Source organism: Pelomonas sp. Root1444 (assembly GCF_001426885.1).
GTDB lineage: Bacteria > Pseudomonadota > Gammaproteobacteria > Burkholderiales > Burkholderiaceae_C > Pelomonas.
In genome coordinates, this window is record NZ_LMFP01000008.1 from 170,998 (window position 1) to 196,569 (window position 25,572).

Annotated in this window: 23 protein-coding genes; 19 read left to right on the forward strand and 4 right to left on the reverse strand. The window is 68.2% G+C overall.

Translation table 11 applies throughout. The features are described from left to right. Positions 1–5 precede the first annotated feature (5 nt). Both htpG and ASD35_RS10575 read left to right on the forward strand, forming a co-directional pair. Complete coding sequence (htpG, locus tag ASD35_RS10570; RefSeq protein WP_056874888.1) at positions 6–1,889, forward strand: molecular chaperone HtpG; 1,884 nt, start codon at positions 6–8, stop codon at positions 1,887–1,889. Continuing rightward, complete coding sequence (locus tag ASD35_RS10575) at positions 1,886–2,125, forward strand: DUF167 domain-containing protein (protein WP_056874889.1); 240 nt, start codon at positions 1,886–1,888, stop codon at positions 2,123–2,125. Before htpG ends, ASD35_RS10575 begins: the two co-directional genes overlap by 4 nt. Here the strand turns inward: ASD35_RS10575 and ASD35_RS10580 are convergent. Continuing rightward, a complete protein-coding gene (locus ASD35_RS10580) occupies positions 2,122–3,180 on the reverse strand; it encodes a PHB depolymerase family esterase (protein ID WP_235538308.1) in 1,059 nt (352 codons plus the stop codon). The genes ASD35_RS10575 and ASD35_RS10580 overlap by 4 nt on opposite strands. A 17-nt stretch (positions 3,181–3,197) precedes the next feature. Beyond that, positions 3,198–3,620: a hypothetical protein gene (locus ASD35_RS10585; RefSeq protein WP_056874991.1), complete on the reverse strand. Its 423-nt coding sequence runs from the start codon at positions 3,618–3,620 to the stop codon at positions 3,198–3,200. A gap of 238 nt (positions 3,621–3,858) precedes the next feature. Here ASD35_RS10585 and ASD35_RS27570 point away from each other — a divergent pair, with 238 nt between their 5' ends. Next, a complete protein-coding gene (locus ASD35_RS27570; protein ID WP_162254445.1) occupies positions 3,859–4,419 on the forward strand; it encodes a GNAT family N-acetyltransferase in 561 nt (186 codons plus the stop codon). A gap of 4 nt (positions 4,420–4,423) precedes the next feature. Here ASD35_RS27570 and ASD35_RS10595 read toward each other — a convergent pair whose 3' ends face one another. Next, complete coding sequence (locus ASD35_RS10595; RefSeq protein WP_056874892.1) at positions 4,424–5,143, reverse strand: Crp/Fnr family transcriptional regulator; 720 nt, start codon at positions 5,141–5,143, stop codon at positions 4,424–4,426. Between the two features lie 50 nt (positions 5,144–5,193). On the opposite strand from ASD35_RS10595, the gene ASD35_RS10600 reads away from it, so the two are divergent. From ASD35_RS10600 to ASD35_RS10640, 9 genes are all read left to right on the forward strand, one after another. After that, positions 5,194–7,206: a long-chain fatty acid--CoA ligase gene (locus ASD35_RS10600; RefSeq protein ID WP_082580076.1), complete on the forward strand. Its 2,013-nt coding sequence runs from the start codon at positions 5,194–5,196 to the stop codon at positions 7,204–7,206. Beyond that, positions 7,203–7,982, forward strand: coding sequence for an ABC transporter ATP-binding protein (locus ASD35_RS10605; RefSeq protein WP_056874894.1), 780 nt, complete (start codon positions 7,203–7,205; stop codon positions 7,980–7,982). Before ASD35_RS10600 ends, ASD35_RS10605 begins: the two co-directional genes overlap by 4 nt. Further along, a complete protein-coding gene (locus ASD35_RS10610; RefSeq protein WP_056874895.1) occupies positions 7,982–8,911 on the forward strand; it encodes a branched-chain amino acid ABC transporter permease in 930 nt (309 codons plus the stop codon). Before ASD35_RS10605 ends, ASD35_RS10610 begins: the two co-directional genes overlap by 1 nt. 113 nt (positions 8,912–9,024) lie before the next feature. Then, positions 9,025–10,089: a branched-chain amino acid ABC transporter permease gene (locus ASD35_RS10615; protein WP_056874896.1), complete on the forward strand. Its 1,065-nt coding sequence runs from the start codon at positions 9,025–9,027 to the stop codon at positions 10,087–10,089. A gap of 26 nt (positions 10,090–10,115) precedes the next feature. Beyond that, on the forward strand, positions 10,116–11,429 hold the full coding sequence (locus ASD35_RS10620) for an ABC transporter substrate-binding protein (RefSeq protein WP_056874897.1): 1,314 nt from the start codon (positions 10,116–10,118) through the stop codon (positions 11,427–11,429). A gap of 4 nt (positions 11,430–11,433) precedes the next feature. Then, a complete protein-coding gene (locus ASD35_RS10625) occupies positions 11,434–12,243 on the forward strand; it encodes an ABC transporter ATP-binding protein (RefSeq protein ID WP_056874898.1) in 810 nt (269 codons plus the stop codon). Between the two features lie 75 nt (positions 12,244–12,318). Next, complete coding sequence (locus tag ASD35_RS10630) at positions 12,319–12,615, forward strand: hypothetical protein (protein ID WP_056874899.1); 297 nt, start codon at positions 12,319–12,321, stop codon at positions 12,613–12,615. Next, entirely contained in the window at positions 12,612–13,847 is a 1,236-nt protein-coding gene (locus ASD35_RS10635) for a phenylacetate--CoA ligase family protein (protein WP_056874900.1), read from the forward strand. The genes ASD35_RS10630 and ASD35_RS10635 overlap by 4 nt, the downstream gene beginning before the upstream one ends. 18 nt (positions 13,848–13,865) lie before the next feature. Then, positions 13,866–14,843: a tripartite tricarboxylate transporter substrate binding protein BugD gene (locus ASD35_RS10640; protein ID WP_056874992.1), complete on the forward strand. Its 978-nt coding sequence runs from the start codon at positions 13,866–13,868 to the stop codon at positions 14,841–14,843. A 56-nt stretch (positions 14,844–14,899) separates the two neighbouring features. Here ASD35_RS10640 and ASD35_RS10645 read toward each other — a convergent pair whose 3' ends face one another. Further along, on the reverse strand, positions 14,900–15,391 hold the full coding sequence (locus ASD35_RS10645; RefSeq protein ID WP_056874901.1) for a VOC family protein: 492 nt from the start codon (positions 15,389–15,391) through the stop codon (positions 14,900–14,902). Between the two features lie 240 nt (positions 15,392–15,631). On the opposite strand from ASD35_RS10645, the gene ASD35_RS10650 reads away from it, so the two are divergent. Genes ASD35_RS10650 through ASD35_RS10680 form a run of 7 tightly spaced genes read left to right on the forward strand, consistent with a single transcriptional unit; the run spans position 15,632 to position 25,427 of the window. Beyond that, on the forward strand, positions 15,632–16,975 hold the full coding sequence (locus ASD35_RS10650; RefSeq protein WP_056874902.1) for a GH1 family beta-glucosidase: 1,344 nt from the start codon (positions 15,632–15,634) through the stop codon (positions 16,973–16,975). Positions 16,976–16,981: 6 nt separating this feature from the next. Continuing rightward, positions 16,982–17,989, forward strand: a complete 1,008-nt coding sequence (locus ASD35_RS10655; protein ID WP_056874903.1) for a LacI family DNA-binding transcriptional regulator — start codon at positions 16,982–16,984, stop codon at positions 17,987–17,989. Positions 17,990–18,030: 41 nt separating this feature from the next. Further along, entirely contained in the window at positions 18,031–20,994 is a 2,964-nt protein-coding gene (locus ASD35_RS10660; RefSeq protein ID WP_056874904.1) for a TonB-dependent receptor domain-containing protein, read from the forward strand. A gap of 51 nt (positions 20,995–21,045) precedes the next feature. Then, on the forward strand, positions 21,046–22,464 hold the full coding sequence (locus ASD35_RS10665) for a glucoamylase family protein (RefSeq protein WP_056874993.1): 1,419 nt from the start codon (positions 21,046–21,048) through the stop codon (positions 22,462–22,464). Between the two features lies 1 nt (position 22,465). Next, complete coding sequence (locus tag ASD35_RS10670; protein ID WP_056874905.1) at positions 22,466–23,731, forward strand: sugar ABC transporter substrate-binding protein; 1,266 nt, start codon at positions 22,466–22,468, stop codon at positions 23,729–23,731. Beyond that, complete coding sequence (locus ASD35_RS10675; RefSeq protein ID WP_056874906.1) at positions 23,728–24,624, forward strand: carbohydrate ABC transporter permease; 897 nt, start codon at positions 23,728–23,730, stop codon at positions 24,622–24,624. Before ASD35_RS10670 ends, ASD35_RS10675 begins: the two co-directional genes overlap by 4 nt. After that, positions 24,621–25,427, forward strand: coding sequence for a carbohydrate ABC transporter permease (locus tag ASD35_RS10680; RefSeq protein ID WP_056874907.1), 807 nt, complete (start codon positions 24,621–24,623; stop codon positions 25,425–25,427). The genes ASD35_RS10675 and ASD35_RS10680 overlap by 4 nt, the downstream gene beginning before the upstream one ends. Positions 25,428–25,572: the final 145 nt, after the last annotated feature.

The window sequence follows — 25,572 nt, forward strand, 5'->3', positions numbered from 1 at the left end:
AAGCCATGAGCCAAAAACAAACCCACGCTTTCCAGGCCGAAGTCAAACAGATCCTGCACCTCGTCACGCACTCGCTGTACTCCAACAAGGAGATCTTCCTGCGCGAGCTGGTGTCCAACGCCAGCGACGCCTGCGACAAGCTGCGCTTCGAGGCGCTGGACAACGCCGCGTTGTGGGAGGACCAGCCCAACCTGGAGGTGCGCATCAGCTTCGACGAGGACGCCAAGACGCTCACCATCAGCGACAACGGCATCGGCATGAGCGCCGAGGAGGCCGCGGCCCATCTCGGCACCATCGCCAAGAGCGGCACGCGCGAATTCATGGCCAAGCTGGAGGGCGACCAGAAGAAGGACGCCCAGTTGATCGGCCAGTTCGGCGTGGGCTTCTACTCCGGCTTCATCGTCGCCGACCGCATCACCGTCGAGACCCGCCGCGCCGGGCTGCCGGCCGACCAGGGCGTGCGCTGGAGCAGCGAGGGCACGGGCGAATACGACATCGAGACCCTCAGCAAGCCGGGCCGCGGCACCGATGTCATCCTGCACCTGCGCGAGGGCGAGGAAGAGTTCCTGAAGACATGGCGCGTCAAGTCGACCATCGCCAAGTACAGCGACCACATCTCCCTGCCCATCCTGATGAAGAAGGAGACCTGGGACGCCGAAGCCGCCAAGCAGGTCCTCACCGACGAGTGGGAGCCGGTCAACAAGGCGTCGGCATTGTGGAGCCGCAGCAAGAGCGAGATTTCCGAGGAGCAGTACCAGGAGTTCTACAAGCAGATCAGCCACGACAGCGAGGCGCCGCTGGCGTACACGCACAACCGCGTGGAGGGCCGCAGCGAGTACACCCAGCTGCTCTACATCCCGGCCAAGGCGCCGTTCGACCTGTGGAACCGCGACAAGCGCGGCGGCGTGAAGCTGTACGTGAAGCGCGTCTTCATCATGGACGACGCCGAAGCGCTGATGCCGGTGTACCTGCGCTTCGTCAAGGGCGTCATCGACTCGGCCGACCTGCCGCTGAACGTGAGCCGCGAGCTGCTGCAGGAAAGCCGCGACGTGAAGGCCATCCGCGAGGGCTCGACCAAGCGCGTGCTGGGCATGCTGGAAAGCCTGGCCAACAGTGAGGACGAAGCCGAGCGCGCCAAGTACGCCGCCTTCTGGAAGGACTTCGGCCAGGTGCTGAAGGAAGGCATCGGCGAAGACCACCAGAACCAGGAGCGCCTGGCCAAGCTGTTCCGCTTCGCGTCCACGCATGCCGACGAGAACGTCAGCCTGGCGGACTACCTGTCGCGCATGAAGGAGGGCCAGGAGGTCATCTACTACATCACTGCCGATTCGCTGGCCGCGGCCAAGCACAGCCCGCAGCTGGAGATCTTCCGCAAGAAGGGCATCGAAGTGCTGCTGCTGGTGGACCGCGTTGACGAGTGGATGCTCAGCCACCTCTACGAGTTCGAGGGCAAGCAGTTGCAGTCCGTCGCCAAGGGCGCGGTGGACCTGGGCAAGCTGCTGGACGAGGACGAGAAGAAGAAGGCCGACGAGACCGCTGAGAACCTGAAGCCGCTGCTGGACAAGCTCAAGGACGCGCTCAAGGACCGCGCCAAGGACGTGCGCGTGACGACCCGCCTGGTCGACTCGCCCGCCTGCATCGTGGTCGAGGAGGGCGACATGAGCGGCCACCTGGCACGCCTGCTGAAGCAGGCCGGCCAGAACGCGCCGGAGTCCAAGCCCACGCTGGAGATCAACGCCGAACACGCGCTGGTCAAGAAGCTGGATGGCAACGCGCATTTCGACGACCTGGCCCAGGTGCTGTTCGACCAGGCCGTGCTGGCCGAGGGCGGCCACCTGGAAGACCCGGCCGCCTACGTGAAGCGCGTCAACGCGTTGCTGACGGGTTGACCACCACGACGCTACAGCTCAAGGCCAAGCCCGGATCGTCGCGGTCCGAGCTGGTCCAGGAGCCGGACGGCACCTGGACCGCCTGGCTGAAGTCGCCGCCGGTGGACGGCAAGGCCAATGCCGAACTGATCGCGCTGGTGGCCAAGCGCTTCGGCTGCGCGAAGTCCGCCGTCAGCATCCACAGCGGCGGTGGCTCGCGCTTCAAGCGCGTGCGTGTGGAGACGCCCGCGGCCTAGCCGGCCAGGAAGAAGCGCAGCATCTCCGCGCTGGCGTCGGGCCCGCGCGCATCCGCATAGGAGCCCGCCGGGTCACCGCCCGACCAGGCGTGGCCGGCGCCATGCACCAGCCACTGTTCGGTCACGACCCGGCCTTGCGCATCCTTGTGCAGCCGGCGCGTGCAGCTGCGCCCGCCTGACGTCACGGACGGCTGTTCGTCGACGCTGATTGCGTCGGCGCCATGGCCCGCGGCCACCTGGTCGGCGTTGCGGGGGTGGACGGTCGCATCGGCATCGCCGTGAAAGACGATCAGGCGGACGCCGGACTTGGCCTTGCCGGCCGGGGCGCCGCCGCCCTGGCCCTGCATCGCCGCCAGTGCACCCGGCAGATCGCGGGCGGCACCGGCAGCAAGGCCCGAATGGACGCCGGCCGCGGCGAACACGTCGGGATGCGTCGTCGCGAGGATGGCCGCCATCGCGCCGCCCGCCGACAGGCCGGCCACGAAGATGCGGGAAGGATCGACGCCGTGGCTGGCCGCGATGTGCCTGGCCATCGCGGCCAGGATGGCCGGCTCACCGCGCTCGCGCCCCTGATGGTTGTGCTTGAACCAGTTCCAGCAGCCCTGGGCATTCGCCTGGCGCACCTGCGCGGGGTAGAGCACCAGCACGTTGTGCGCCGCCGCGAGCGTGTTCATGCGTGTGCCGCGCGCGAAGTCGTCGGGATTTTGCGTGCAGCCGTGCAGCATGACGATCAACGCTTGCGGCCTCTGCGCCTGTGCTGCCGGGATGAACAGCCGGTAGTCGCGCGCGCCGGCCCGGTGGGCGAAATGGCCGGCGATGAACTGCGCCGCGGTCTGAGCCTGCGGCGCCGCCGCCGCCGCCGGCACGTCGCGTTCAATGACGCGGGCCTCGACATCGATGACGCCATCGTCCGTCCTGGGTACCGGCGCAGGGGCGGCGCTGCGCTCCAGCGCAGCGGTGATGGCCGCCATGGCGGCCTGGAGGTCGCCGGCGCGCGTGTGCGCCGTGGCGTCTTTCATCAACTGGCTGAACTGGGGATGCATGGGAACTTTCATGGTGTTGCCGGGTGGCGTCAGAGCAGGCGCCCGACAAGGGCCGTCTTCACGGCGGGGCTGGCATGGAGGGCGCCCAGCACGGTGAGCGATTCGATGGTCGCCAGCGCCAGCTCGGGCGTGACGTCGGGTGCGATGACCGCCAGGCCCAGCACGCGGATCTGCAGCTTCTGCCCCGAAGCCAGCACCTCGCCCAGGTCTGCGGCGCTGAACTGCTGGATGCCCAGCACGATGCGCTTGCGCGTGACGACCTGGCGCACGACATCCGCATGCGTGGCGATCTGGTTGCGGATGGCCGTGCGGATCAAGTCGGTCCGGTTGGCATAGAAGCCTTCCTGGACCAGCAGGTCGATCTGGCCCAGGTCGACGCAACCGATGTTGATGGTCAGCTTTTCGTCGACCGGTTTGGCGGCCTTGGGTGAGAGCAGGGGTGAAGCAGGCATGGCGCCATCATGCGCCATCCAAGTGGAATCCAAGAATATTATTTTTAGAAGGCGCGCCGGTTCGCCCTGGCTTTACGCGCGCTTTGCACGGATTTGTGACAGCAATGCGACAACACCCGCTGTTGCGGACTTCCGCCCGCGGGCACTCGCGGCTACCCTCCTAGGGTTTTTACCGAGCCGCCGTCATTTCATGGTTCTGAGTGAGTCCTGCGAGCCTGTTGCCCCCGTGCCGGCAGCCATGGTCACCCGTCGCCTGGTGTTGCGTCCGCCCAGGGAGGGCGATCTCGACACGTTGATGGCGCTGTACGCCGACCCCGCCGTGACGCGCTTCTGTGCCGCCGCGACGCCGCACGGCCGCGCGGCGACCGAGGCGCAGTTGCAGGCGTGGATCACGCATTGGCAGGCTCGCGGCTTCGGCCACTGGGCGATCGCCGAGCGCGAGCAGCCTGAGCAGCTGATCGGCTTCGGCGGGCTGATGCACCGCAGCGTGGCGGGCCATGGCGGCCTCTATCTCTACTACCGCATCACGCCGCAGGCCTGGGGCCGCGGGCTGGCGTCCGAGATGGCGCTGTACGGGATCGCCCAAGCCTTCGAGCAGCGCCACGAAGGTTCGGTCGTTGCCGCCGTGCTGCCCAACAACGTGCCCACGCGCAAGACGCTGGAAGGCCTGGGCCTGCGCCTGAAGGGCACGCTGGCCGATGGCCCCGGCAGCGCTGCGGCGCTGTTGTACGAGCTGACCGCCAACCGCTGGGCCACGCTTCCCCGCGTCGAGCCCGAAGCTGTCGCCTTCGCGGCCTGAGCCTTCAGCCGGCCGCGTCCGGGAAGCGCCGCAGGCCGGCAAGGTCCAGCACCCGCAGGCCGCCGTACTCGATGCGGATCAGCCCGGCGGCGTCCAGCCGGTGCAGCGCCTGGTTCACGCGCTGGCGTGACAAGCCCACCAAATAGCCCAATTCCTGCTGCGTGATGCGCAGCCAGTTCCCCACGCCTGGGTACAGCGTCGGGTGAAAGAGGGCGGCGAGGTTGCGTGCCACGCGCACGTCCGGGTCGTGGATGCGATCGGTCTCCCGCGCGGCGATGAACTGGCCCAGGCGCTCGTTCAGCTGGTCCAGCACGAAGCGGTTGAAGGCGATGCTGCCGTCCAGCAGCGCGTGGAAGCTGGTGATGGGCAGGCCGGCGACGACGCTGGGGCGCAGCGCCTGGATGTTGTAACGGTAGACCTCGCGCTTGAGCAGCGTGCCCTCGCCAAACCAGCCGCCCGGCGGCACGCCGGTGAAGGTGACCGCCTGGCCCAGCGAGTCGTCGTTGTTCATCTTCAGCAAGCCGTCGACGACGCCGAACCAGAACGTGGCCGGCCGGCCGATGCGGCACAGGCGCTCGCCGGGTTCGGCATCCGCCACCTCCAGCGTGCTGACGGCGAGTTCGCGCTGACCGCCGTCGAGCAGCCTGAGCCAGGGGATGGCATCGAGCTCGGTCGGCGTCGGCCGGCGCGCGCGCTGGCGCAAAGGCACTGGGGTGTCGGCCATGCGGGAAAGTCTGGGCCGTGAAGACCCGTAAATTGTCGTCGTACCGACAGATGGGCGTCAAAGTCCTGCTCAGAATCGGCGCACAGACGCGGGCTCCAGCCCGCGCAACGGAGACAGGCTTGACGACCTTTCCAAGGCTCTTGCTCGACCACGCGGCCCGCCGGCCCGACGCGCCCGCGTTGCGCGAGAAAGCCTTCGGCGTGTGGCAGACGCTGACCTGGGCGGAGCTCGCCGCGCTGGTGCGGGAGCTGGCGCTGGGCCTCGCGGCCGCGGGCCTGCGGCGTGGTGAGCATCTCGTCGTCGTCGGCGAGAACCGCCCACGGCTCTACGCGACCATGCTGGCCGCGCAATCCCTGGGCGCCATCCCGGTGCCGCTGTACCAGGATGCCGTCGCCGCCGAGTTCGTCTTCCCACTCAACAACGCGGAGGTCGCCTTCGCCGTCGTCGAGGACCAAGAGCAGGTGGACAAGATGCTGGAGCTGCGCGCGCAATGCCCGCAGCTCGGGCGCATCTGGTTCGACGATCCGCGCGGCCTGCGCAATTACGACGAGCCGGGCCTGGCATCGCTGGACGAATTGATCCTGCAGGGCCGCGCCGCCCACGATGAGCGGCCGGCGTGGTTCGCCGCCGAGGTCGAGGCCGGCCACAAGGACGATGTCGCGGCACTGTTCTTCACCTCCGGCACGACCGGCCATCCCAAGGGCGTCATGCACACGCATGCGACGCTGATCGACCGCGCCGAAGCGGGCATGCGCTTCGACCGGCTGACCGATCGCGAGGAGGTGCTGGCCTACCTGCCGCCCGCCTGGGTGGGGCAGAACATCTTCAGCTTTGCGCAGTGGCTGGCGGTCGGCTACGTCGTCAACTGCCCGGAATCCTCGTCCACGGTCAGCATCGACCTGAAGGAGATCGGGCCGACCTACTACTTCGCGCCGCCGCGGGTCTTCGAGGGCTTGCTGACGACGGTGATGATCCGCATGGAGGACGCCTCCGCCCTCAAGCGCTGGTTGTTCGACCGCTGCATGACGCTGGCCCGCTGGGTGGGCACGCGGCTGATGGACGGCCAGGCCGTGGGCCTGCTGGACCGCCTGGCTTACGCGTTAGGCAACGTGCTGGTCTACGGCCCGCTGCGCAACACGCTGGGCTTCTCGCGCGTGCGCGTCGCCTACACGGCCGGCGAGGCCATCGGGCCCGACCTGTTCAGCTTCTACCGCGCCATCGGCATCAACCTCAAGCAGCTCTACGGCTCGACGGAGACGGCCGTGTTCGTCTGCCTGCAGCCCGACCATGAGGCGCGCGCCGACACGGTGGGGGTGCCCATCGAGGGCGTGGAGATCAAGCTGACCGACGGCGGCGAGCTGCTGGTGCGTTCGCCGGGCCTGCTCAAGGGCTACTACAAGAACGATGCGGCGACCGCCGAGGCGTTGACGCCGGACGGCTGGTTCCACACCGGCGACGCCGGCTTCCTGACGCCGGGCGGCCACCTGAAGATCATCGACCGCGCCAAGGACGTGGGGCGCCTCGCAGGCGGCGCCTTCGACGGCGCGATGTTTGCGCCCAAGTATGTGGAGAACAAGCTGAAGTTCTTTCCGCACATCAAGGAGGCGGTCTGCTTCGGCGATGCGCGCGAGAAGGTCTGCGCCTTCATCAACATCGACTTCGAGGCGGTGGGCAACTGGGCCGAGCGGCGCAACCTGCCGTACGCCGGCTACACCGACCTCGCGCAACGCGCCGAGGTCTATGCGTTGATCCTCGATTGCGTGGAGAAGGTCAATGCCGACCTCGCGCAGGACGAACTGCTGGCGGGCAGCCAGATCAGCCGCTTCCTCATCCTGCACAAGGAGCTGGACGCCGACGACGGCGAGCTGACGCGCACCCGCAAGGTCAGGCGCGGCGCGATCGCCGAGAAGTACGGCGTGCTGATCGACGCGCTCTACGGCGGCAAGGCGTCGCAGTACATCGAGACGCAGGTGAAGTTCGAGGACGGCCGCACGGCCATCGTGGCGGCGGACCTGCGCATCGCCGAGGCGCGCACGTTTCCGGCCGTGAGGAGCGCCGCATGAAGCGCATCGGCGACGTCGTCCTCGACGTGAAGAACATCTCGCTGGCCTTCGGCGGCGTGAAGGCGCTGACCGACATCAGCTTCGACGTCCGCGAGCACGAGGTGCGGGCCATCATCGGCCCCAACGGCGCGGGCAAGAGCTCGATGCTGAACTGCATCAATGGCGTCTACCAGCCTCAGCATGGCGCCATCACGCTGCGTGGCAAGACCTATCACGGCATGAGCCCGCGCCAGGTCGCCGAGATGGGCGTGGCGCGCACCTTCCAGAACCTGGCCTTGTTCAAGGGCATGAGCGTGCTGGACAACATCATGACCGGCCGCAACCTGCGCATGCGTCGCGGCCTGTTCTGGCAGGCGCTGCACCTGGGCCCGGCGCGGCGCGAGGAGACCGAGCAGCGCGCGGCGGTGGAGCGCATCATCGATTTCCTGGAGATCCAGGCGCACCGCAAGACGCCGGTCGGCCGCCTGCCCTACGGCCTGCAGAAGCGCGTGGACCTGGGGCGCGCACTGGCGATGGAGCCCAGCCTGCTGCTGCTGGACGAGCCCATGGCCGGCATGAACGTGGAGGAAAAGCAGGACATGTGCCGCTTCATCCTCGATGTCAACGACGAGTTCGGCACGACCATCGTCTTGATCGAGCACGACATGGGCGTGGTCATGGACATCTCGGACCGCGTCGTCGTGCTGGACTACGGCAAGAAGATCGGCGACGGCGCGCCGGACGACGTGCGCAAGAACGAAGACGTGATCAAGGCCTATCTCGGAGCGGCGCACTGATGGGCCCTTTTATTGAAACCCTGATCGGCGGCCTGATGGCGGGCATGCTGTATTCGCTGATCGCGCTGGGCTTCGTGCTGATCTTCAAGGCCAGCGGCGTCTTCAACTTCGCGCAGGGCGCGATGGTGCTGTTCGCGGCGCTGGCGATGGCGCGCTTTGCCGAATGGCTGCCGAAGTTCACGGGCCTGGACGGCAAGCTGGTCGTCAACGTGATCGCTTTCCTTGGCGCGCTGGCCGTGATGGTCGTCGTCGCGTGGCTGGTGGAGCGGCTGGCGCTGTCCAAGCTCGTCAACCAGGAGGGCGTGACGCTGCTGATGGCCACGCTGGGCATCGCCTACCTGCTCGAAGGCGCCGGCCAGTTGATCTTCGGCAACGACATCTACAAGATCGACATCGGCCTGCCCAAGGACCCGATGTTCCTGTTCGAGCAGCAGTTCGAAGGCGGCATCCTCGTCAGCAAGGAAGACCTCTATGCCGCGTTGATCGCCGCGGCGCTGGTCGCGGCGTTGTCGCTGTTCTTCCAGAAGACCGCCACCGGCCGCGCGCTGCGCGCCGTGGCCGATGACCACCAGGCCGCGCAGAGCATCGGCATCCCACTGTCGCGCATCTGGGTCATCGTCTGGAGCGTGGCCGGCTTCGTCGCACTGGTGGCCGGGATGATCTGGGGCAGCAAGCTGGGCGTGCAGTTCTCGTTGTCACTGGTGGCCCTGAAGGCGCTTCCGGTCGTCATCTTGGGCGGGCTCACGAGCGTGCCGGGCGCCATCGTCGGCGGGCTGCTGATCGGTGTCGGCGAGAAGCTGTCGGAGGCGTATCTCGGACCGATGCTGGGCGGGGGCATCGAATACTGGTTCGGCTATGTGCTGGTGCTGGTCGTGCTGTTGGTCAGGCCCCAGGGCTTGTTCGGGGAGAAGATCATTGATCGCGTCTGAAGCCGATTCCGCAAAGCCACAGAGGCGCAGGGGCACGGAGGGGCGCCAGGTGCAGTTGGCCGCTGTGACGCTGTGCCCGCGTGGCCGTGTGCCTTCGACGCCGGAGGACTGACATGCTCTACCGCGAGAACGGCCAGTTCAAGACCACCTACGCCGCGGACAGCCAGATCCTGCCGATCCGCCAGGATCGCATCGCCTTTGCCGTGCTGACGGCCGCTGCCTTCGTCGTCGTTCCGATGGTGTCCAGCGAATACCTGCTGCGCGCCATCTTCATCCCCTTCCTGATCCTGTCCCTTGCCGCGCTGGGGCTGAATGTGCTCGTCGGCTACTGCGGCCAGATCTCGCTCGGCTCGGGCGCCTTCATGGCTGTGGGCGCCTACGTGGCCTACAACTGCCAGGCGCGTTTCGAGGGGGTGCCGCTGATCGTGTCGCTGCTGGCCGGCGGCCTGGGCGCCACGGTGCTGGGCGTGGCCTTCGGCCTGCCGTCGCTGCGCATCAAGGGGCTGTATCTGGCGGTGGCGACGCTGGCAGCGCAGTTCTTTGTCGACTGGGCCTGCTTGCGCCTGCCCTGGGTCACCAACGGCTCGTCGTCGGGCTCGGTCAGCATCGCGGGCCTGAGCATTGGCGGCATCAGCGTCGAGTCGCCGGCATCGCGCTACCTGCTGTGCCTGAGCTTCGTCGTCGTGTTCGCCCTGGCCACCAAGAACATCGTGCGCGGCCACATCGGCCGGTCGTGGATGGCCATGCGCGACATGGACGTGGCGGCCGCCGTCATCGGCATCCGGCCCATGCAGGCCAAGCTCAGCGCGTTTGCCGTCAGCAGCTTCATCATCGGCGTGGCCGGCGCGCTGTGGGGCTTCGTGCACCTGGGCTCGTGGGAGCCGGCGGCCTTTGGCATCAACCGCTCGTTCGACCTGCTCTTCATGGTCATCATCGGCGGGCTGGGCTCGATCTCGGGTGCCTTCTTCGGCGCGGCCTTCATCGTCGTGCTGCCGTTGCTGCTGGACAAGCTGCCCTACTGGACCGGCCTGCCGATGGACACCGCCACCGCTTCGCATCTCGCGCTGATGATCTTCGGCGCGCTGATCGTCTTCTTCCTCATCAAGGAACCGCACGGCCTCGCGCGGCTCTGGGCCACCGCAAAGGAAAAGCTCAGACTCTGGCCCTTCCCTCATTGATACCCATAACGACAGGAGACAGCCCTATGAAGACCTTCATCACCTGCGCGGCACTGGCCGCTCTGCAACTTGCTTCGCCGGCCGCCGAGGCGCAAGCCAAGGAGCAGTTCTTCCCGTTGCTGGTGTATCGAACCGGGCCCTACTCGCCCAACGGCACGCCCTGGGCCAATGGCAAGCAGGACTACATCAAGCTCATCAACGCACGCGACGGCGGCGTCAACGGCGTGAAGCTGACGTTCGAGGAATGCGAGACCGGCTATGCCACCGACAAAGGCGTGGAGTGCTACGAGCGCCTGAAGGGCAAGGGCGCCAGCGTCTTCGACCCGCAGGCCACCGGCATCACGTTCGCGCTCACCGACAAGGTGCCTAACGACAAGATCCCGCTGATCACGCTGGGCTACGGCCTGTCGGCGTCGGCCGATGGCGGCGTGTTCGCGTGGAACTTCCCGCTGATGGGCAGCTACTGGACGGCATCCGACATCCTGATCCAGCACCTGGGCAAGAAGGAGGGCGGCCTGGACAAGCTCAAGGGCAAGAAGATCGCGCTGGTCTACCACGACAGCCCCTTCGGCAAGGAACCCATCCCGCTGCTGGACGAGCGGCAGAAGATGCACGGCTTCGAGCTCATCAAGATCCCGGTCACGGCACCGGGCGTGGAGCAGAAGTCCGCCTGGCTGGAGGTGCGCAAGCAGCGGCCCGACTATGTGCTGCTGTGGGGCTGGGGCGTCATGAACTCCACCGCGCTGAAGGAGGCGCAGGCCACCGGCTACCCGCGCGAGAAGATGTACGGCGTCTGGTGGTCGGGCGCCGAGCCCGACGTGAAGGACGTGGGCGAGGGCGCCAAGGGCTACAACGCGCTGAACCTCAACACCTCGGGCCAGAGCCCCAAGGTCATCCAGGACATCCTCAAGCTCGTGCACGACAAGGGCCAGGGCACGGGCCCGAAGGACGAGGTCGGCTCGGTGCTGTACACGCGCGGGCTGGTCATCCAGGCGCTCGCGGTGGAGGCGGTGCGACGTGCGCAGGAGCGCTTCGGCAAGGGCAAGGTCATGACGGGCGAGCAGGTGCGCTGGGGCCTGGAGAACCTGTCGCTGGACGACAAGAAGCTGGCCGCATTGGGGCTGACCGGCGTCATCCGCCCGATCAGCACCAGCTGTACCGACCACCAGGGCTCCACCTGGGCACGCGTGCACACCTGGGACGGTGCCAAATGGGCCTTCAGCAGCGACTGGTACGAGGCCGACGCGCAGATCATCAAGCCCATGGTCAAGGCGGCGGCGGACAAGTACGCGGGTGAGAAGAAGCTGCCCCGCCGCTCGCCCGCGGACTGCCAGAGCTGATCCGATGAGCCAGGCCCCGCTGCTCGATGTGAATGGCATCGAGGTCATCTACAACCACGTGATCCTGGTGCTCAAGGGCGTGTCTCTGCAGGTGCCGGAGCGCAAGATCGTCGCCTTGCTGGGCGGCAACGGCGCCGGCAAGACGACGACGCTGCGCGCGGTGTCCAACCTGCTCGAAGGCGAGCGCGGCGAGGTGACCAAGGGCAGCATCGAGCTGCGCGGCGAGCGCATCGAGAAGCTGTCGACCTCGGCCATGGTGGAGCGCGGCGTGGTGCAGGTCATGGAGGGCCGGCACTGCTTCGCCCACCTGACCATCGAGGAGAACCTGATGACCGGCGCCTACACCCGCAAGGACGGGCGCGCGGCCGTGGCGGCGACGCTGGACAAGGTCTACACCTACTTCCCGCGCCTCAAGACCCGCCGCGCCAGCCAGGCCGCCTACACGTCGGGCGGCGAGCAGCAGATGTGCGCCATCGGCCGCGCGTTGATGGCCAACCCGAAGATGGTCCTGCTGGACGAACCGTCCATGGGCCTGGCGCCGCAGATCGTCGAGGAGGTGTTCGAGATCGTGCGCGACCTCAATGCGCGCGAAGGCACGACCTTCCTGCTCGCCGAGCAGAACACCAACATGGCGCTGCGCTATGCCGACTACGGCTACATCCTGGAGAACGGCCGCGTCGTGATGGACGGCGCCGCGGCCGCGCTGCGCGAGAACGAGGACGTCAAGGAGTTCTACCTCGGCGTGGGCGGGGAAGGGCGGCGCAGCTTCAAGGACGTGAAGAGCTACAAGCGAAGGAAGAGGTGGCTGGCATGAGTAGCCGAGCGCAGGGCCGCCCCAAGCCGGCGGCGCCCCCGCGGGGGGCAGGAGCGAAGCGACGTGGGGGCAGACATGGATGAATCCTGGGAGATCGCGCCGCCTGCGTTTGATGCGGACTCGGCGCTGCAGACGATGAAGCGCTTTGCCCGCGACCAGCGCGTGCTGGCCGAGCGCGGCGAGGGCTGGATGCTGGGCGCCGACGTGGTGCTCAGGCTGAGCGTCGACGGCGCGGCGGTCACGGTCCAGCTGGCCAGGCGCCCCGCGCGCACGCCGGAGTGGGACAGGTTCACGCTGAAGTCGGCGACCGAGATGCGCAAGCTGCAGGACGAGATCAAGCGCCGGCTCACGCGCTGGAAGGACGACGAGTGAGCACCGCCTTCTACGACGCGCTCGAGGCCCGCGACCCGGCCGAGCGCGAGGCGGCACTGCTGGCCGCGCTGCCCGCGCAGATCGCGCATGCACAGGCCAGCAGCCCGGCGTACACGGCCCTCCTCGTGGGCGTCGACGCGGCCGCCGTCACATCGCGCGCGGCGCTGGCCGCGCTGCCGCTGACGCGCAAGAGCAGCCTGGCCACGGCCCAGGCGGCGCGCCGCAACCTGCGCATCGGCGGCTTCGCGGCCGGCGTGCCGCGGCGCATCTTCCAGTCGCCCGGGCCGCTCTACGAGCCCGAGCCCGATGCCGAAGGCGCCGACCCCTGGCGCATGACACGCGCCCTGTATGCCGCGGGCATTCGCGCCGGCCAGCTGGCGCATGTGGGCTTCAGCTACCACCTGACCCCCGCCGGCGCCATGACGGAGGCCGGCCTGCGGGCCCTGGGTGCAGCCAGCTTTCCCGGTGGCGTCGGCAATACCGAGCTGCAGCTGCAGGCCATGCTGGACCTGCAGCCCGAGGCCTATGCCGGCACGCCCAGCCTGCTGCGCATCCTGCTAGACAAGGCGGCCGAGGGCGGCCATGCGCTGCCCGCGTTGCAGCGCGCGCTGGTCAGCGGCGAGGCCTGCCCGCCGGCCCTCGTGGCATGGTTCGCCGAGCGCGGCGTCGAGGCCTACCAGTGCTATGCGACGGCCGACCTCGGCCTCATCGCCTACGAGACCCAGGCGCGCGAAGGCCTCGTCGTCGACGAGGGCGTCATCGTCGAGATCGTGCGGCCCGGTTCGGGCGTGCCGCTGCCTGAAGGCGAGGTGGGTGAGGTCGTCGTGACGACGCTGAGCCCGAGCTATCCGCTGATCCGCTTCGCCACCGGTGACCTCTCGGCGGTGATGCCCGGCATCAGCCCTTGCGGTCGCACCAACCAGCGCCTGCGCGGCTGGCTGGGCCGGGCCGACCAGTCGGCCAAGGCGCGCGGCATGTTCGTGCACGCCGGCCAGGTGGCCGACCTCGTCAAGCGGCATCCGCAGGTGCGGCGCGCCCGTCTCGTCGTCAGCGGCGAGCTGGCGCAGGACCACGTCGTGTTGCAGGTGGAAATGTGGGAATCCACAACCCCCGGCCTCGTGGAAAGCCTGATGCAGACGGCCCGCGACCTGACCAAACTGCGTATCGAGGTAGTACTCTTGCCGCCCGGCAGCCTGCCCAACGACGGCAAGCTCATCGAAGACCGTCGTTAACCGTTGGAGACCTTCCTGATGCGCACCGCTTTGCTGTTCACCGCCGGCCTGACGGCCGCCGCCGTTGCCCTGCCCGCCCTGGCCGAGTACCCGGACAAGCCCGTCACCATCATCGTGCCCTTCGCCGCCGGCGGCCCGACCGACAAGGTCGCCCGTGACCTCGCAGAGGCGCTGCGCAAGCCGCTGGGCGGCACCATCATCATCGAGAACGTCGGCGGCGTCGGCGGCACGCTGGGCGCCAACAAGGTCGCCAAGGCCTCGCCGGACGGCTACACGCTGCTGCTGCACCACATCGGGCTCGCCAGCGCATCGGCGCTGTACCGCAACCTGCCGTACAAGACGCTGGAGGACTTCGAATACCTCGGCATGGTCAACGAAGTGCCGATGACCTTGATCGGCCGGCCCAACCTGCCGGCCGCCAACTACGCCGAACTGGCCAAGTGGATGGAGGCCAACAAGGGCCAGATCAACCTCGCCAACGCGGGCGTCGGCTCGGCCTCGCACCTGTGCGGGCTGTTGTTCCAGTCGGCCGTCAAGATCGACATGACCACCGTGCCCTACAAGGGCACCGCGCCGGCCATGAACGACCTGCTGGGCAGCCAGGTCGACATCATGTGCGACCAGACGACCAACACCAGCGGCCAGATCGAGTCCGGCAAGGTCAAGGCCTATGCGGTCATGTCGAGCAAGCGCCTGAGCAGCGGGCCGCTTGCCAAGCTGCCGACGGCCGACGAGTCGGGCTTGAAGGGCTTCAACCTCGCCGTCTGGCACGGCCTGTACGCGCCCAAGGGCACGCCCAAGGCCGTGGTCGACAAGGTCAACACCGCCTTGCGCGCGGCATTGAAGGACGCCGACTTCCACAAGCGCCAGGAAGCCCTGGGCGCCGTCATCGTCAACGACGCCCGCCTGGCGCCGGCAGAGCACAAGAAGTTCGTCGAGGCGGAGATCAACAAGCTCACCCCGGTCATCAAGGCCGCAGGTCAGTACGCCGACTGACATGGAGCGGGCCGGTTTGGGGCGGCCCGGCGCTCGGTCCGGGACGCCGCGCCGCCTCAGCCATTGACCTTGTCGACGATCAGGCGGTGCCCGTCGTCGAACACCCAGGCGTCTTCGTAGTCCACCTCGAAAAGATGGCCGTCCGGGTCGGCAAAGTAGCCGGCCACACCCCACTGCGTGCGGGTGGCCGGTTTCACCAGCCGCCCCCCGGCTTCCACGGCTTTGGCCAGGATGCGCGGCACCTCGTCCGCTGACTTGGCGAGGTAGATCAGCGCAACGCCGCAGAAACCGGTGCCGCGCGGCGCGTCGAATCCGGCGTCCTGCGCCAGAGCCTCTCGCGAGATCAGGCAAAGCGCATGGCCGCCGAGGTCGAACTTCGTGAAGCCCTCGTTGCCGGTCGGTGAGCGGGCCCAACCGAGCGCCTCGTAGAAGGCTGTCGACCGCGACACGCTGTCGACGCCGAGCAGAATCAGATGCAGGCGCTGGCGCGGCGGCAGCGCGTCGCCCAGGCTGGCTTCAAAGACATGGCCAACGGGTTGCTCCAGCATTTCATCCCCATAGAAATTGATGCGCGGATCCTAGCGACGCCGGGCGACGGCTGCGTCACGTGGCGCTGCGGTGCCGCCCTTGAAGCGCCCCGGCCGTTCAAGCCGACTCCCTGAGCGCCGCGCCCGCCGTTGCGCCGGGTAAACACGCTGTTGACGCGCTACTTCATCCCGTGAAGAATGCATGTAAACGTTTACATGACTTCAACAAGCCGGCATGCGCAAGCGGAGCCGGCCCGACGGATGAGACAACCGTTCCCGCCCGGCTTCCTTTGGGGCTGCGCAACCTCCGCCTACCAGATCGAAGGCTCGCCGCTGGCCGACGGGGCGGGCGTGAGCAACTGGCATCGCTTCGTGCGCACGCCGGGCCGCGTGCTGGGAGCCGACACTGGCGACGTCGCCTGCGACCACTACCGCCGCATGAAGGACGATGTGGCACTGATGTGCGAGCTGGGCCTGACGGCGTACCGCTTCAGCATCGCCTGGGGTCGGGTCTTGCCCGAAGGCCGCGGGCGCATCAACGCGGCGGGCCTGGGCTTCTACGAGCGCCTCGTCGACGAACTGCTGGCCCATGGCATCACGCCGATGGCGACGCTCTACCACTGGGACCTGCCCGCCGCACTGGACGACCGCGGCGGCTGGCTCAGCCCTGACATGCCTGACTGGTTCGCGGACTACGCGCAAGTCTGCTTCAAGGCACTCGACGACCGCGTACCGATGTGGACGACGCTCAACGAGCCCTGGGTCGTGGCGGACGGCGGCTACATGCACGGCATGCTGGCGCCCGGCCACCGCAGCGCCTTTGAAGCGGCCATCGTCGCGCACCGGCTGATGCAGTCCCATGCCCGCGCCGTGCAGGCCTACCGGGCGATGGGAATGAACCGGATCGGCCTGGTCGTCAACATCGAGCCCAAGCACGTGCCGGCCGACGCGAGCGAGCAGGACCGCCATGCGGCGCGCCTGGCCGACGCCTACATGAACCGCCAGTACCTCGACCCCGCGCTGTTGGGCAGTTACCCCCAGGAGTTGCGCGAGGTGTTCGGCGAGGCCTGGCCCGACTGGCCGGCCGCCGAGGTCGAGGCGCTCAAAGCCCCGATCGATTTCCTGGGCCTCAACTACTACACCCGCGCCGTCGTCCGCCACGACGCCAAGGCATGGCCCGTGCCCGCCACGGCGCAGCGCCAGCCCGGCGGCATCTACACCGAGACCGGCTGGGAACTGCATCCGCAAAGCCTGGCCGACACGCTGGTGTGGATGCATGAGCGCTATGGCGGCCTGCCGCTGTACGTGACCGAGAACGGCGCCGCCTTCTACGACCCACCGGTGGCCATCGACGGCCGCATCGACGACCCGCTGCGCATGCACTACCTGCGCACCCACATCGCGGCGGTGCAGGACGCGATCACGCGCGGCGCCGACGTGCGCGGCTACTGCGCCTGGTCGCTGTTCGACAACCTCGAATGGGCACTGGGTTTCGCCAAGCGCTTCGGCCTCGTGCATGTGGACTTCTCGACACAGCAGCGCACGCCCAAGGCCAGCGCGCGCTTCTATGCTGACGTCATTGCCTCGCACGGCGCCCACCTCTGACAGCACATGACGGTCACCCCTGCCACGATCAAGGATGTCGCCCGCGTCGCCGGCGTCTCGGTGGCCACCGTGTCACGCGCGCTCAACGGCGCCGAGAACGTGCTGCCGCACACCCGCCAGCGCATCCTCGACGTCGCGCGGGAGCTGCGCTACGTGCCCTCCGGCGCCGCGCGCAGCCTCATCACACGCCGCACCGACACCATCGGCGCGCTGCTGCCCGACCTGCACGGCGAGTTCTTCTCGGAGCTCATCCGCGGCATCGACCAGGCGGCCCGCGCGCGCGGCCTGCACCTGCTGCTGTCCAGCTCGCACGACGACGCGAACGAAGCGGCCGCCGCGCTACGCGCGATGAACGGCCGCGTCGACGGCCTGATCGTCATGTCGCCGCATGCCGACGACGACTTCCTGTCGCAGAACCTGCCGCACACGCTGCCGGCCGTGCTGCTGAACTCGGGCGTGCGCCAGCCCACGCAGCGCGTCTTCGCCGTCGACAACTTCGGCGGTGCGCGCGAGATGACCGAGCACCTGGTGAAAACCGGCCGGCGACGCATCGCCTTCCTGGGCGGCCCGGCCAGCAACTTCGAGGCCCGCGAGCGCGAGCGCGGCTACCGCGCCGGCCTCGCCAAAGCGGCGCAGACATGGTTGCTTGAAGGCGACTTCTCGGAGGCGGCCGGCGAGCGCGCCGGCGCCGCGCTGCTGGCGCTGCCGGCGGCGCAACGGCCCGACGCGGTCTTTGCCGCCAACGACATCATGGCCATCGGCCTGCTCGGCGCGCTGCAGGCCGGCGGCGTGCGCGTGCCTGATGACATGGCGCTGGCCGGTTTCGACGACATCCCCGTCGCCCGCTACGTCAGCCCGGCGTTGACCACCATGCACGTGCCCATCGCCGCCCTCGGCAGCGAGGCGCTGGACGCGCTGGCCGATGCGCTGGACAACCCGCCATCACTGTCCACCGAGAGCACCGTCATGCCGGTGCAGCTCGTCGTGCGCCGCTCCTGCGGGGCACGCACCTGAATCCCGTCCACATCACAGACAACACAGGAGACAAGGACATCATGAGCAAGCACACCCTCCGAAGCCAGCCCAGGCTTCTCGCCCGCCACCTCTGCGCCGCCGGCCTGCTTGGCGGCCTGCTGATCGCCGCGCTGCCGGCACAGGCGCAGACCGCCAACGCCACCGTGCGGGGCAACATCACCGCCGCGGGCGCCTCGGCGCCGGGCGGCACCGATGTCGTCGCCGTCAACAAGGCCAACGGCAACACCTACCGCACCAAGACGCTCGCGGACGGCAGCTATGCGCTGGTGGGCCTGAACCCGGGCACCTACGAAATCCGCGTGGGCGGCGCCACCAGTGGCAGTGTCGTGACGCTGTCGGTCGGCCAGAACGCCACGCTGGACCTCGCCAGCGGTGGCCCCACCGCCACCAACCAGCTCGGCACGGTCGTCATCGAAGGCAGCGCACAGCGCCAGGGCGTCATCGACTCGCAAGTCGGCACGACCGTCTCCAACCGCATGATCGAAGCCATCCCGCAGGCGTCACGCAACTTCCTGTCGGCGGCCGACTTGGCACCGGGCGTGCGCTTCGACACCGACACCAGCGGCAACACGCGGCTGCGCGGCGGCGCGCAGAACATCGACTCGGTCAACGTCTTCATCGACGGCGTCGGCCAGAAGAACAACATCCTGCGTGGCGGCGTTTCCGGCCAGGACACCAGCCAAGGCAACCCCTTCCCGCAGGCCGCGATCGCCGAGTACCGTGTGCTGACGCAGAACTACAAGGCCGAGTACGACCAAGTGTCCAGCGTGGCGATCTCGGCAGTCACCAAATCCGGCGGTAACGAAACGCATGGAAACGTTTACGTCAATCGCACCGGCAGCAACTGGACCTCGCTCAGCCCCATCCAGGAGAAGGATGAGGCCAATGGCATTGCGCCGCCCTCCAACAAACAGATCGAGGGCGGCTTCAGCATCGGCGGGGCGATCGTGCCGGACAAGCTGCACTACTTTCTTGCCTATGACGGCAAGTCGCTCGACAAGCCGCGCCAACTGACCGCGATGAACCTGGACAAGTACCCCGGCAGCCCCGGCCTCGTGCCGACCATCGCCGGGCAGCAGGGGGCCTTCAAGGGCCAGTTCAAACAGCACCTGCTGTTCGGCAAGCTCTCCGCCGAAATCGACGACCGGCAGCGCCTGGACATCTCGACCACGCTGCGCAAGGAAACCGGCTATTCGGTCGAGGGGGACCGCTTCGCACCGACCACTGCCATCAACAACAACAACAACACCTACCGTGTCGATGTCACCCACGAGTACACCGGGGACAGCTGGCTCAACGAAGCGCGGGTTGGATGGGAAAGCACCAAGTGGAATCCACAGTCCGATTCCACGGACCCGCAGGTCCGCTTCAAGTACTCGCCCACCAACGCGATCAACAACGTCCAGGACATCTTCTTCACCGGCGGCTCGCCCAACGCGCAGGACCGGCGCCAGAGCGGCATCTACCTGAAGGATGACCTCAGCTACACGGGCCTCGCCGGCCATGTCATCAAGGGCGGCGTGCAGTTCAAGGCGATGAAGTACGACCTCAGTGGCACTGCATTCCGCGTGCCCACGATCGACACCGTCCTGAACGTGACGACGGGCCAGCCTTACTACAGCGGCCTCGCCTGCACCGGCACCAACGTCAGCAACGGTGGCTTGTCCAGCGACCAATGCAACATCCGCCTGGCGATTCCGTCTGCCTCCGCCAACTTCAAGAACAAGCAGTACGGCATCTACCTGCAAGACGACTGGAAGATCACCAGGCAGCTGGAGCTCAACCTCGGCGCGCGCTGGGACTATGAAGACAACATGCTCAATAACAACTACGTGACGCCGGCGGACCGCGTCGCCGCGTTGAATGGGCTGGATGGCCGTACCGTGGACGGCATCACGGCGCCCCCCGGCCAGACCTATGCACAGTCGCTCGCCAAAGGCGGCATCAACATCGCCGACTACATCTCCAACGGCAGCTCGCGCAAGGCTTACAAGGGGGCGCTCGCACCGCGCATTGGCGCTTCCTATGACGTGCTCGGCAACAAGGCCACGGTGGTGTACGGTGGCTGGGGCCGCAGCTACGACCGCAGGATGGCGAACAACGCGCTGGACGAACTGCAGAAGAACGCAACGGTCGGCGCGGGTGAAATCTGGCTGATCAGGAACGATTTCAAGATGCCCTTCGCCGACCAACTGAGCCTGGGCGTGCGCCAGGCCGTTGGCGTGTGGAACATGGACGTCGCGGTCTCGAAGATCCACGCGAAGAACCAATTCATCTGGTTCGAGGGCAACCGCGACCCCAACGGCGGCTTCGGAAACTCGAACTCGGTAGACCCGTTGTGGAACGGCCCGAGCGGCTATGGCGCGCTGGTGCTGGGTGATTTCGTCGGGCAGAACAAGGCCACCAGCCTGTTCCTGTCGCTGGAGAAGCCCTACACGCAAGCCAGCGGCTGGAGCATGACCGTCGCCTACACCTACACCGACGCGAAGACGACCAACAACGAATGGTCGGATGGCATCTTCGACTGGACCTACGGCAAGAGCACCTACGGCTTCCGTCCGTCCAAGGACGCGGAGAAACACCGTCTCGTGGTCGGTGGCCTGATGGACAAGCTGCCCTGGGGCATGCAGCTGTCCGGCAAGCTGACCGTGGGTGATGGCCAGCCGCGCCGCGTGATCGACTGCCACACTGGCTTCTCCGGCCCCAATGGTTGCGTCGCCGTCTCGCGCGGCTCCGACACGTTCAAGCAGCTCGACCTCGCGCTGGCGAAGAACTTCAAGGTCTACGGTGGCGAGCTGCAGCTGCGCGCCGACGTGCTGAACCTGTTCAACACCGCCAACTGGGGCTATTACGACGACTGGGTCGGCGGCCCGTCCACGCCGCCGAAGAACGCGCTCGGCGGCGACAACGACCACTTCGACACCCGCACGGGCGTGCGTGGCCCGATGCGGCAGTTCAAGCTGGGCGCGAGCTACACGTTCTGACCTTCGCAGCCCGGGGGCCGGCCGTGCCGGCTCCCACAATGCCTCTTCATGATGGATTCACTGACCCGACGCGCCCTGCTCGCGCAGGGCGCCGGCCTCGCACTGGCCGGCGCGCTGCCGGCCTGGGGCCTGGCGCCCGATCCTGCGGCCGACGCCTTCGTCGCCGACCTCGAGCGCCGCACCTTCGACTTCTTCTGGGACACGACCGACGCCAGCACCGGCCTCGCGCCGGACCGCTGGCCCACGCCGTCCTTCGCCAGCATCGCCGCCGTGGGCTTCGCGCTCAGCGCCTATCCGGTGGGCGTGGCGCGCGGCTACATCACCCGTGAGCAGGCCCGCGAACGCACGCTGACCACGCTGCGCTTCTTCGCCGGCCTGCCGCAAGGCCCTGGCAGGACCGGTGTGGCCGGCCACAAGGGCTTTTTCTACCACTTCCTCGACATGAAGACGGGGCTGCGCTTCGCGCGCTGCGAGCTGTCCACCGTCGACACCGCGCTGCTGATGATGGGCGCGCTGCATGTGCAGAGCTTCTTCGATGGGGAGCATGCCGACGAAGCCCGCATCCGCGCGCTGGTCGACGAGCTCTATGGCCGCGTCGACTGGGCCTGGGCGCAGGTGCGCCCGCCGTCCATCGGCCACGGCTGGACGCCCGAGCGCGGCCACCTGCCCAACGACTGGAAGGGCTACAACGAGGCCATGATGGTCTACCTGCTGGCGCTGGGCTCGCCCACGCGGCCCGTGCCGCCCGAGGCCTATGGCGCCTGGCTCAGCACCTACGAGCGCAGCTGGGGCGAGAGCCAAGGCCAGACGCTGCTGCGCTTCGCGCCGCTGTTCGGCCACCAGTTCACGCACTGCTGGGTGGACTTCCGCGGCATCCGCGACGCCTTCATGCGGGACACGGGCCTGGACTACTTCGAGAATTCGCGCCGCGCGACCTATGTGCAGCAGGCCTACGCCGCCGCCAACCCGCGCGGCTGGCAGGGCTACAGCGCCGAGGTCTGGGGCGTCACCGCCAGCGACGGCCCGGCCGACATCACGCTCGCCTACACGACCACCGCCGGCAAGACCGAGAGGCGCCGCTTCGCCAGCTACGCCGGCCGAGGCATGGGCGAGGTGGACGACGGCACGCTGGCGCCCTACGGCGCCGGCAGCTCCATCGCCTTCGCCCCGGAGATCGCCATCCCGGCACTGATGGCCATCCAGCAGCGCCACCCGCACACCTGGGGCCGCTACGGCTTCTGGGACGCCTTCAACCCCAGCTTCAACTACCCCGACGTGCGCCTCACGCATGGCCGCATCGAGCCCGGCAAGGGCTGGGTGGACACCGACATGCTGGGCATCGACCAGGGGCCGATGCTGGCCATGATGGGCAACCACCGCGGCGAGCTGGTCTGGCAGGTGATGCGCAGGAACGCGCACCTCGTTCGCGGCCTCAAGCGCGCCGGCTTCACCGGAGGCTGGCTCGGCTGAGATGAAACGCCGCGACCTGCTCACGGCCACTGCCGCCGCGGCGCTCACGGGCTGCGCGCGCGACAGCGGCACCACGCTGCGCTTCTGGGCCATGGGCCGCGAAAGCGAGGTCGTGGCCGAGCTCATGCCCGCGTTCGAGCGCGAGCACCCCGGTGTGCGCGTCAAGGTCGAGCAACTGCCGTGGACGGCCGCGCACGAGAAGCTGCTGACGGCCTTCGCCGGCGACGCGACGCCGGACCTCGCGCAGGTGGGCAACACCTGGCTGCCCGAGATGCAGGCGCTGGGCGCGCTGGAGCCGCTGGAGCCCTGGCTGGCCCGCACGCCGGCGCTGGCCGCGGGCGACTACTTCGACGGCATCTGGGCCACCAACGCGCCCGGCGGCCAGCGCGTGGGCCTGCCCTGGTACGTCGACACGCGGCTGATGTTCGTGCGCCAGGACCTGCTGGCCCGCGCCGGCATCCACGAGATGCCGCGCGACTGGGACGCCTGGCGCGCCACGCTCGCGCAGCTGCGCCGGCACGGCATGGACAAGCCCATCCTGCTGCCCACCAACGAATCCGCGCCGCTGCTGGCGCTGGCGTTGCAGCAGCCGGGCGAGGTGCTGCGCGACGGCGGCCGCTACGGCAACTTCTCCGGCCCGGGCTTCCGCACCGCGCTGGGCTTCTACCTGGAGCGCTTCCAGCGTGGCGAGGCGCCCAGCGTCAGCGAGGTGCAGATCGGCAACCTCTGGCAGGAGTTCGGCCGCGGCAGCTTCGCGTTCTACCTGTCGGGGCCCTGGGACATCGGCGAGTTCAAGCGCCGCCTGCCGCCCGAACTGGCCCATGCGTGGACCACCGCCGAGCTGCCCGGCCCGGGCGGCCCCGGCGCCTCGCTGGCGGGCGGCGCGAGCCTGGCCGTGTTCAAGCGCTCGCGCCACAAGCCCGAGGCCTGGGCGCTGGTCAGCTACCTGAGCCGGCCCGACGTGCAGCTGGAGTTCTACCGCCTGACCGGCGACCTGCCCGCGCGGCGCAGCGCCTGGGCGCTGCCGCTGAACGGCGCGACGCTGGCCCAGGACCGCCACGCCGCCGCCTTCCACCGCCAGCTGCAGCGCGTGCGCGCGGCGCCGGCCGTGCCCGAGTGGGAGCGCATCGAGAAGGAGATGCAGCTCGCCGCCACGCGCGCCGTGCACGGCGTGACCGACCTCGACGCCACCGTGCGGGGCCTGGACGCGCTGGTCGACCGCATCCTCGAGAAGCGGCGCTGGATGCTGGACAGGAAAGCGTCGTGAAGACGGCCCGTCGCGAATCCCTCGCCGCCTGGGCCTTCGTCGCCCCGGCGCTCATCGTCATCGCGCTGTTCTTCGGCGTGCCGGTGTTCGCCGGCCTGGCACTGAGCCTGACCGACTTCGACATCTACGCGCTGGCCGACCTGCGCAACCTGCGCTGGCAGGGCTGGGACAACTACGTCCACGTGCTGACGCTGCCCCTGTTCTGGAAGGCGCTGGGCAACACGGCCTACTTCGTCGCCTTCGGCGTGCCGCTGTCCATCGCGCTGTCGCTCGCTGCCGCCGTGCTGCTGCAGTCCAGGCTCGTGCGCTTCAAGCCCCTGCTGCGCACTGCCTTGTTCGCCCCCGTCGTCACGACGCTGGTGGCCGTCGCGGTGATCTGGCGCTACCTCTTCCACGTGAAGTACGGCCTCGTGAACTACACGCTGCAGGCCTTCGGCATCGACCCCGTCGACTGGCTGGGCGACCCGCACTGGTCCATGCCCACCATCATCGGCTTCGCCGCCTGGAAGAACTTCGGCGGCAACATGATCATCTTCATCGCCGCGCTGCAGGCCGTGCCGCACGACTTGTACGAGGCCGCGCGGCTGGACGGTGCGCGGGCCTGGGCGCAGTTCCGCTACATCACGCTGCCGGGCATCGCGCCGACGATGTTGATGGTGGCCATCCTGACGACGGCGGGCTATTTCCAGCTCTTCGCCGAGCCCTACGTCATGACGCAGGGCGGCCCGCTGCAGAGCACGGTCAGCGTGCTGTACCTGATGTACGAAGAGGGCTTCAAGTGGTGGAACCTGGGCCTGGCCTCGGCTGTCGCCTTCGTGCTGTTCGTCATCATCGTCGTCGTCAGCAAGGGTTTGATCGCGCTGCAGCGGCGCTGGACCGGGGAGGGCGCATGAAGCGAGTCGTGCTCAACGGGCTGCTGTGGGCCTTTGCGGGGCTGGCGATCTTTCCGCTCGTGTGGATGGTCTGCGTGTCGCTGATGCCGGCCGGCAGCGCGTCCAGCCTGCCGCCGCCCCTGCTGCCCAAGCAGCCGACGCTGGTGCACTACCAGCAGCTGCTGGGCGACGGCGGGCTCAAGCGCGCCTTCGTCAACAGCCTGGGGCTGGCCGTCGTCAGCACCTTCGTGTCGGTGAGCTTCAACACGCTGGCCGGCTATGCCTTCGCCAAGCTGCGCTTCCGGCACCGCGAGCGCGTGTTCGGCCTGCTGATCGCGGCGCTGGTGATCCCGGGCCAGGTGACCATGCTGCCGCTGTTCCTGATGCTCAAGGGCATGGGCCTCGTGAACACGTGGATGGGCGTGCTGATCCCCAGCATGGCGGGCATCTTCGGCATCTTCTTGGTCCGCCAGTACGCGCGCGGCGTGCCGGACGAGCTGCTGGAGGCGGCGCGCCTGGATGGCGCGGGCGAGTGGCGCATCTTCTGGAACGTCGTGCTGCCGACGTTGAAGCCGGTGTTGGTGACGCTGGCGGTGTTTGCTTTTTTAGGAAGCTGGAACGACTTCATGTGGCCGCTGATCGTGCTGACCGACGGCGAGATGCACACGCTGCCGGTGGCTCTGGCGGCGTTGTCGCGGGAGCACGTGAACGACAGCGAACTGATGATGGCGGGGGCGGTCATCACGGTGCTGCCGGTGTTGCTGTTGTTCGTGGCTTTGCAGCGGTACTACATGCAGGGGTTGTTGATGGGGAGTGTGAAGTGAGGGGGGCTTCTCGTTACGGTGGTTTTGCGCCGAGGCCCGTGCGGGGATTTCGCCCCCGCGGGCGAGTTACTTCTTTGGGCGCCCAAAGAAGTAACCAAGAAAGCCGCCCCGATTCCGCCGCCCCTTCGCTGCGCTGCGGGGTGCC